2 protein-coding genes and 2 pseudogenes are annotated in these 6,419 nt (G+C 36.5%); 3 read left to right on the forward strand and 1 reads right to left on the reverse strand.

Going from position 1 to position 6,419, the window contains the following annotated elements; all coding sequences use genetic code 11:
- The 3 genes and pseudogenes from CYK47_RS14695 to CYK47_RS14705 form a co-directional block, all read left to right on the forward strand.
- A pseudogene (locus CYK47_RS14695) lies at window positions 1–122 on the forward strand (IS3 family transposase); the annotation flags it as partial.
- 284 nt (window positions 123–406) lie between these two features.
- The gene (locus CYK47_RS14700) at window positions 407–2,821 is read left to right on the forward strand and encodes a hypothetical protein (RefSeq protein WP_122902531.1); all 2,415 of its coding nucleotides are present in this window, start codon (window positions 407–409) and stop codon (window positions 2,819–2,821) included.
- Window positions 2,799–6,038, forward strand: coding sequence for a tyrosine-type recombinase/integrase (locus CYK47_RS14705; RefSeq protein WP_122902532.1), 3,240 nt, complete (start codon window positions 2,799–2,801; stop codon window positions 6,036–6,038). Before CYK47_RS14700 ends, CYK47_RS14705 begins: the two co-directional genes overlap by 23 nt.
- Window positions 6,039–6,244: 206 nt before the next feature.
- Here the strand turns inward: CYK47_RS14705 and CYK47_RS14710 are convergent.
- Window positions 6,245–6,419: pseudogene (locus CYK47_RS14710) on the reverse strand (RNA-guided endonuclease InsQ/TnpB family protein); the annotation flags it as partial.

Raw genomic sequence — 6,419 nt, forward strand, 5'->3', positions numbered from 1 at the left:
ATATTGAGATTTATTACAATCGGGTCAGAAGGCATTCCGCAAACGGCTGGTTAAGCCCAGAAGCCTTTGAACAGAAATATTTTAAGAATTTAGAGGGATTTGTTGTCCACGATACTGTCTAGGATCACCCAACTCGATTACAGAATCTAATTAATCAGTTTATATGTCCCACTGTTTTGTATGAAATTAATCAACAATCTCTACTAAAACCACAATATAAAATGGGTTTTGATATGCTCGCGAAACTACTCGGTTTTAGTCGCAATCATCTAAATTACCGCTTAAAGATGCTCAACCAGAGTAGAAACACTGTTCTCAATGCATTAGAAGCAGAAAGTAAAGTTGTAAAAAGATTATTAGATGATCCTAATTATGTTGTGAAACCAGAGGATATTTGGAGCAAAAAATGAGTACATCAGAAGAAGTATCAGGGGTTTCACTTGCCAGAATTATCAACAAAATTATTGGTGACGAAAAGTTATTATGCGATCAGTATCTAACATATATCTATTATTTACTTGAAATAGCAGCAAAAGATCATCTACAAGGGCTATCGTTGGATAATTTGGAATATGATATTCCTCAGCAAATTTTAAAACCTGAACTTCAGCTTTTAATACCGTCCCGTGCAACGAAAGTTTCAGACCACCCTTTCAGCTGGTACATTGATTCTGTTTGGCAATTACAATCAGATTCCAAAGACAACTTATTACATCAAAAGGCTTTGGTGTGGAATATCATTGCACTAAAGGCCAGTATTTATCTACTCGCATTACCTGAGCTTGAAAACCAACCTAAGATAACAATCAAAAAGGAAAAGGAAAAGGAAAAGGAAAAGGAAAAGGAAAAGGAAAAGGAAAAGGAAAAGGAAAAGGAAAAGGAAAAGGAAAAGGAAAAGGAAAAGGAAAAGGAATATAAAGGACACGTTACTACTGTTAAACGGCTATTTGAGAAGTTTCGTAAAGCAAATAAAGCACTCAACATACATAAAAAATACAAAAAAACAGATGAATATAGAAGTTTATGGAACCAACATCTTCCTTCTCCTGAGATAGATTTAGACGATTTTGTGTCACATCTGGAGTATCAATCCAAGCTAGAAGAGTTGAGTCAATTTGAAAAAAATTTACTTAATGATTTACGTGTAATTTTTAGCTACGTACTTCATCATAAAGTTAGAAATACGGGAACCTATGAGGATAAGACACTAGAACTCATTTATTTAGATGAAGATAAATCAGTAAAACAAACGCTAGCTTTACCGAGAAAAGGTAAATCATATGCTGAAAAACTAGAAGTATTGGCCGATACTCAATCAGATCGCCAGATTCAAGTTAATTTAAAGCAAGTCTCTGAACTAGCTGACAATTCAGAAACTGCCGCACACTATGCTCAAAGACTGGTTGATCAGCATATTAAAAAAAATGAGCATCAGCATACATGTACCAATTTTTTCCCAAACCCAACGAGTATTTCATATATATTGTCCAAATTATATGAGAACTACTTAGAACATCATACAACCGATAATTCAGCAGAAAATCCGAATGCAAATTGTGCACTTGTTTTAATGCTCAGCTTTATCACAGGCAACCCTGTCTCAGAGTGGTTAAAGATACAAAATAAAAGAGTTCGTAGACTCAATCTGCGTCAGAAACTTGTAGAAGATAAGAATCAATTTTTTCTATATACGCAATTTTCTATTTTTTCAGATTCAGATCATCCCTTTCCAGAGGCATTTATTAATCAGACCACAGCTCTTCACTTGCCTATTCCTCGATCATTTATTCTTTCATTACGAGAAAATCCTGCTGTATCCGAGACACAAGTTAACCAATATTCAAAAAAACTGAGAGATAAGTTGTACATTCCTCATCTCTCATCACTTAAAGTGAGTAGCCTCTTACACCATACAATCTTGAATAACACAGCCAATAAACAACTTGCAGATCTCCTCACTGGCATTGATACCAACCGCTCGGCTTCACTTTCCTATTGTCATTACCCACTCCCCGTTTTAAAAGCAGCTTATATCGACACATTAGAAACACTATGCCAAAGTTTAGCTATGCAATATCAAACATTACAGTTTGATATTGAGACAAATCAGAACTTTGGCAGTATAAAAGCACCCAAAAGAGAAGTGGTCCAAGAACTTTATTCAGTTCTAAAGTACAATATTTTTAGCCAAGGCCAAGATTTACTCGCAACTTTTAACCATTATAATGTATGGCTCTGGCACGTTCTATTGCTTCTGACAGCTGCTAGACCTGTGAGCGAATTTCCAGGCTTTTTAAAACATTGGGACTTTGAAAAACAAATCTTGATCGTTTCAGATAAAGAAGTGGGTAATCGACAGTCGCATGGTCGCTTGATTCCGTTTGGAAATTTTATTAAAAATGAAGTTAAAAAGTTCATTCAATTTTTAAAATTTTTACATTTGCAGCTTTCTTGTGAAAACATTGCTTTAGCTCAGTACGTTCAAGATATTTTTGACAGTAAACGTCCTTTATTAAATATCTACACAAATAAAAAACTTGAAACACTTAAACCTAGTCTAGTCAAAAAAAACCAACCAGAGCTTGGGTTACGACATGACAATTGGCATCGCCATACTACACGTGCTTTTTTAACAGGGAAAGTCTCAGAACCTGCAATCTTGGCACTCTTTGCACATGAAAATATGCAGCAAGAATCAGCCCATCTATATTCAAGTTTTTCGATGTCTGAGTACAGAAATCTTGCAGACACACTTGAATCTATGATAGAAAATTTTAAAATTACGGGAATTGAACTTGATGTCCTCCTCCAAGAATTCTAAATCAAAATATGCTCAAGACCGCAGAGAAGAAGATCGTCTGAAGCGCGTTCAACACACTCAAAATGAAGTCTTAAAAATAATGAGCAATTTTTTGAGTAATTTTAGCGCTGAACACATCAATACCTCCATCTATCCTGATGTGTATACATTTATTGACAGTAAAGCGACATCTTTGGCATGGAAGAAAGCTGGCTATGCGTTCTTCCGGAATTATATTAAAGACTTGAATTCATCCCGTGAAGAGCCACTAGATTTACCAGATGTTGTATTTGACATGAAGCGAGATACACCTGTGATTTCGTTCAACTGGCTTGAGCACGGTGCAAAGGTGAATCAGATTAATCGTCATCTATTAGACTATTGGACATCAACTTCAAAAGCAGATACTTTTTCTGCTGAAGAAGTGATCGGCAACATTTTGATTTCTTCTATTCTCTACGGTGGTATCAGTCAGCAAGCCACCTTAGAAGCTTTTTTCGAGCATCTGATCAAGCCACAATCCGTTCAAGATATTGCGGGATTTACTGTAATTTTTTTAACGCCCATATCAGAAAAGTATGGAGATGTTTTCAATAACGATAATGCTTTGGCAAAATCACGTCAGTTCATTCCAGACCATATTACAAGGCTGTGGCTATTTCATTACTACCACCGAAAAATTAGGCAACCTACTCGCGATCTGAGCTATTACTTAACAGTCATTTTCAAAAAGATGAATCTCGAATTTACGCGTAAACAATATAAGTCTCTACTTAGCTATGCACACTACCATTGGTCACAATTAGAAAATATTAATATTAGCCCAGCGCTTATTCATTGTTTAACAGAAAAAATTCCCACTTGTGGTTTATCTGAAATCGAATTTCAACGCTATTTTCAACCACAGTTTAGAAACAAAATCACGCTTGAAGATCACTCTGGCGCAACAGATAAAACCTCAAAAGCATATCAAATGCTGGTGCCATCTCATTTACAGAACAGCATTTCATGCGTTAAAAAGATTCATAAAGATGTGCTCAAAATTATTAGTCTTTCAAAAACAGATCGCCCAATTGTTGAGCTACTGATTGATTATTGTCTGGACCAGCATGCCAATTTTAATGAATATACGCAGCGTTTGGCTCTGTGGCTAATTAGTTTATACCGCCCCACTTTGCAACAATTATCCACACTCGCTGAGCAATTTAACTGTTCTGCACAGCAGATCTACAATAGCTTTAGGAATTATGGTCCGTTAAAAGATAGCTCAATTTATAGCTACTATACGAGAATTGGTGAACCATGGTTGATTCACTCTCTGGAATATATTGATCAAGATGAAGATCTTAACATCTGCTTAGAGCTCATTTATCAACAAATGATCTCTCATCGCCAAGCCACTGAGCTAAATGATAACTCAGAGGACTTAGGCTCTGGCAACAAACAGACGGATGAAAAAAGCTCTAGCTTGTCCTCAGACAAAATCAAATCCAATAAGCATGCGCCCTTTATTAAAATGTTAGCGAGATTTCATCGTTTTCAAGAAGAAGTCTTTCAAGCAGACTCATTTGACTTTGGTCCGATTCATCAATATACAAAACCACGCGCAAGACTCATTGGTAAGCAGACTTATAAATTACTGATCCAAAAACTGAAAGTGATGTCTCAGCTTGAGCCCGCCGAAGAGCATCACTATCTTAATCTGAGATTAATTTACACGCTTGCATATCGTACAGGTATGCGTATCAACGAAATTTTGGGCTTACGTTTAAAAGATATAGAAGGATTAAAAGATTTTTCTATTTGGATTCAACCCTACGGTTCTAAGAAACTCGGGAACTTACAACAACTAAAAACCGATAGTGCACGCAGAATTTTACCGGTCTACTGTTTATTAAATGATGAAGAGAAAAATTTATTTCACGACTATATTGTGCAACAGCGGTTATCTGTAAAACCGAGTTCTTATCTATTTCATCTCTGGAACAGTTCTGCACGATTGCCAACACATAGTGTTACAAAACCCTTTAAGCTCATTATGGATGAGCTATTTGAAGAACATGACTATTCATTTCACGCTTTTCGTCATAGCGCAGCAAATAACTTTGCTTTAGTTCTCAATGTTGAAGATTTAAAAGTTGTGCAAAAATTTGTAGATTTTTCGGAAGAAAACATTGTTTACATGCGTCAGCAGCTCCTACGCACTTTTACTGGTCAAGATAAATGGTTCCTGATTGCTCATTTGCTGGGCCATATTGATCCAACGGAAACTTTCCGAAGTTACTTGCATTTGACCTATTTTATGGGAGGAATGGCGTTATTTAAATATCAGCCAGATTTTCCAACCTATATGGTCAGGCATCTCATGGGTTTAGCACATAGCTGTGAAAAAAAGCCAAGTCGAGCTGACCAGCGTAAATTTAACTTTAACCGACATCTTGATGTGACTCATCAGATGATCTCAGCAAATCATCCAAGTTGGCTAAAAAGTAATGTCCAAGATATTGCAAAAAGTCTAAGATACGAAGTTACTAAACCTCATGATTATTTTAAATATTTTGCAGGTACACCCGAATCAAAGATCACTTTTTCTCTATTCTTTGAAGCACTAAAACTGCTTGAACAATTGCATGATCCTAAAAATGTTGCACAGCAATTAAACCTCCCATTCAACTTAGTCGAGTTTTGGTATGCTAATGCAATAGCATTATCTACCCTCAGATCAAGAAATGATAAGTTACGTTTGTTTAAACAGCAAAAAACTCATCTATGTTTAAGACCTCGTCACCTTAAAACTGCTGAAGATAAAAAGGTCCTTACTTATTTTTTCAAAAATCTTCAAGTTATTTTCGAGCACTCACCGGACAGGATTGAATATGTATTGAATAGCTTCCTGAATCGTACGAGCTTTGTTAAAGCTGGCATACAATATCCATGGAGCAAGATTGAGGAGCTTGAAAAATTCTATCAATGTATCACTGTTTTATTTCCCACCGAACTATGGCTTGTGTCTGGTAAAAATGTTCTTGAACAGTTACATAGCACTAGGTCACAAACTCCTCTTTTATATCAGCTTGCAAATAAACGCCAAGAGATCCAGATTAATAAACTACAGGATTATGCGCGTTTACAGCTTTATTCAAGCCAATATAAAAAATCGCTGACTGCTCTTGATTTCTGCTTACATCTCGCTTGCATTGGTCGGCCAAAGGAGATGCAATTAAACTTTCAAAGTTAAGTACATTGCAATTTTGACTTCAAATGTCTGAAGGGTTGTTAGGTAGAGCCCTTACATTCCAAAGCGCTTGATTACATATTATGTTTAAAAATGAGACTAATATATCGTGTAATATTGTATCAGAGTGTCTGAATTGACACACTCCCACCACTTTCGACTAGCTCCTTGCGAAACTCGTTTCTCAGGGATTCTAAAAGCAAAAGCTCTTAGGCGACTTCCTCACGGATTTCGCTTGCTTTCTGCTTCACAAGGCGACCTTTACCGCATCCACCCTCCACAGACAAAACGGTGTGTCCCACCGCCAAAATATTACGAGAAGCGTTTATATCCGCATTCTCGCTAAAGCTACACTCTACACAGCTAAATTTCGCCTGAGTGAGC

The sequence above is a fragment of the Acinetobacter sp. B51(2017) genome (assembly GCF_003711395.1).
GTDB lineage: Bacteria > Pseudomonadota > Gammaproteobacteria > Pseudomonadales > Moraxellaceae > Acinetobacter.

Bases quoted from the DNA above. Each gene is read 5' to 3' on its own strand.
- CYK47_RS14705 (WP_122902532.1), top strand. From the start codon at position 2,799: ATGTCCTCCTCCAAGAATTCTAAATCAAAATATGCTCAAGACCGCAGA.
- CYK47_RS14700 (WP_122902531.1), top strand. From the start codon at position 407: ATGAGTACATCAGAAGAAGTATCAGGGGTTTCACTTGCCAGAATTATC.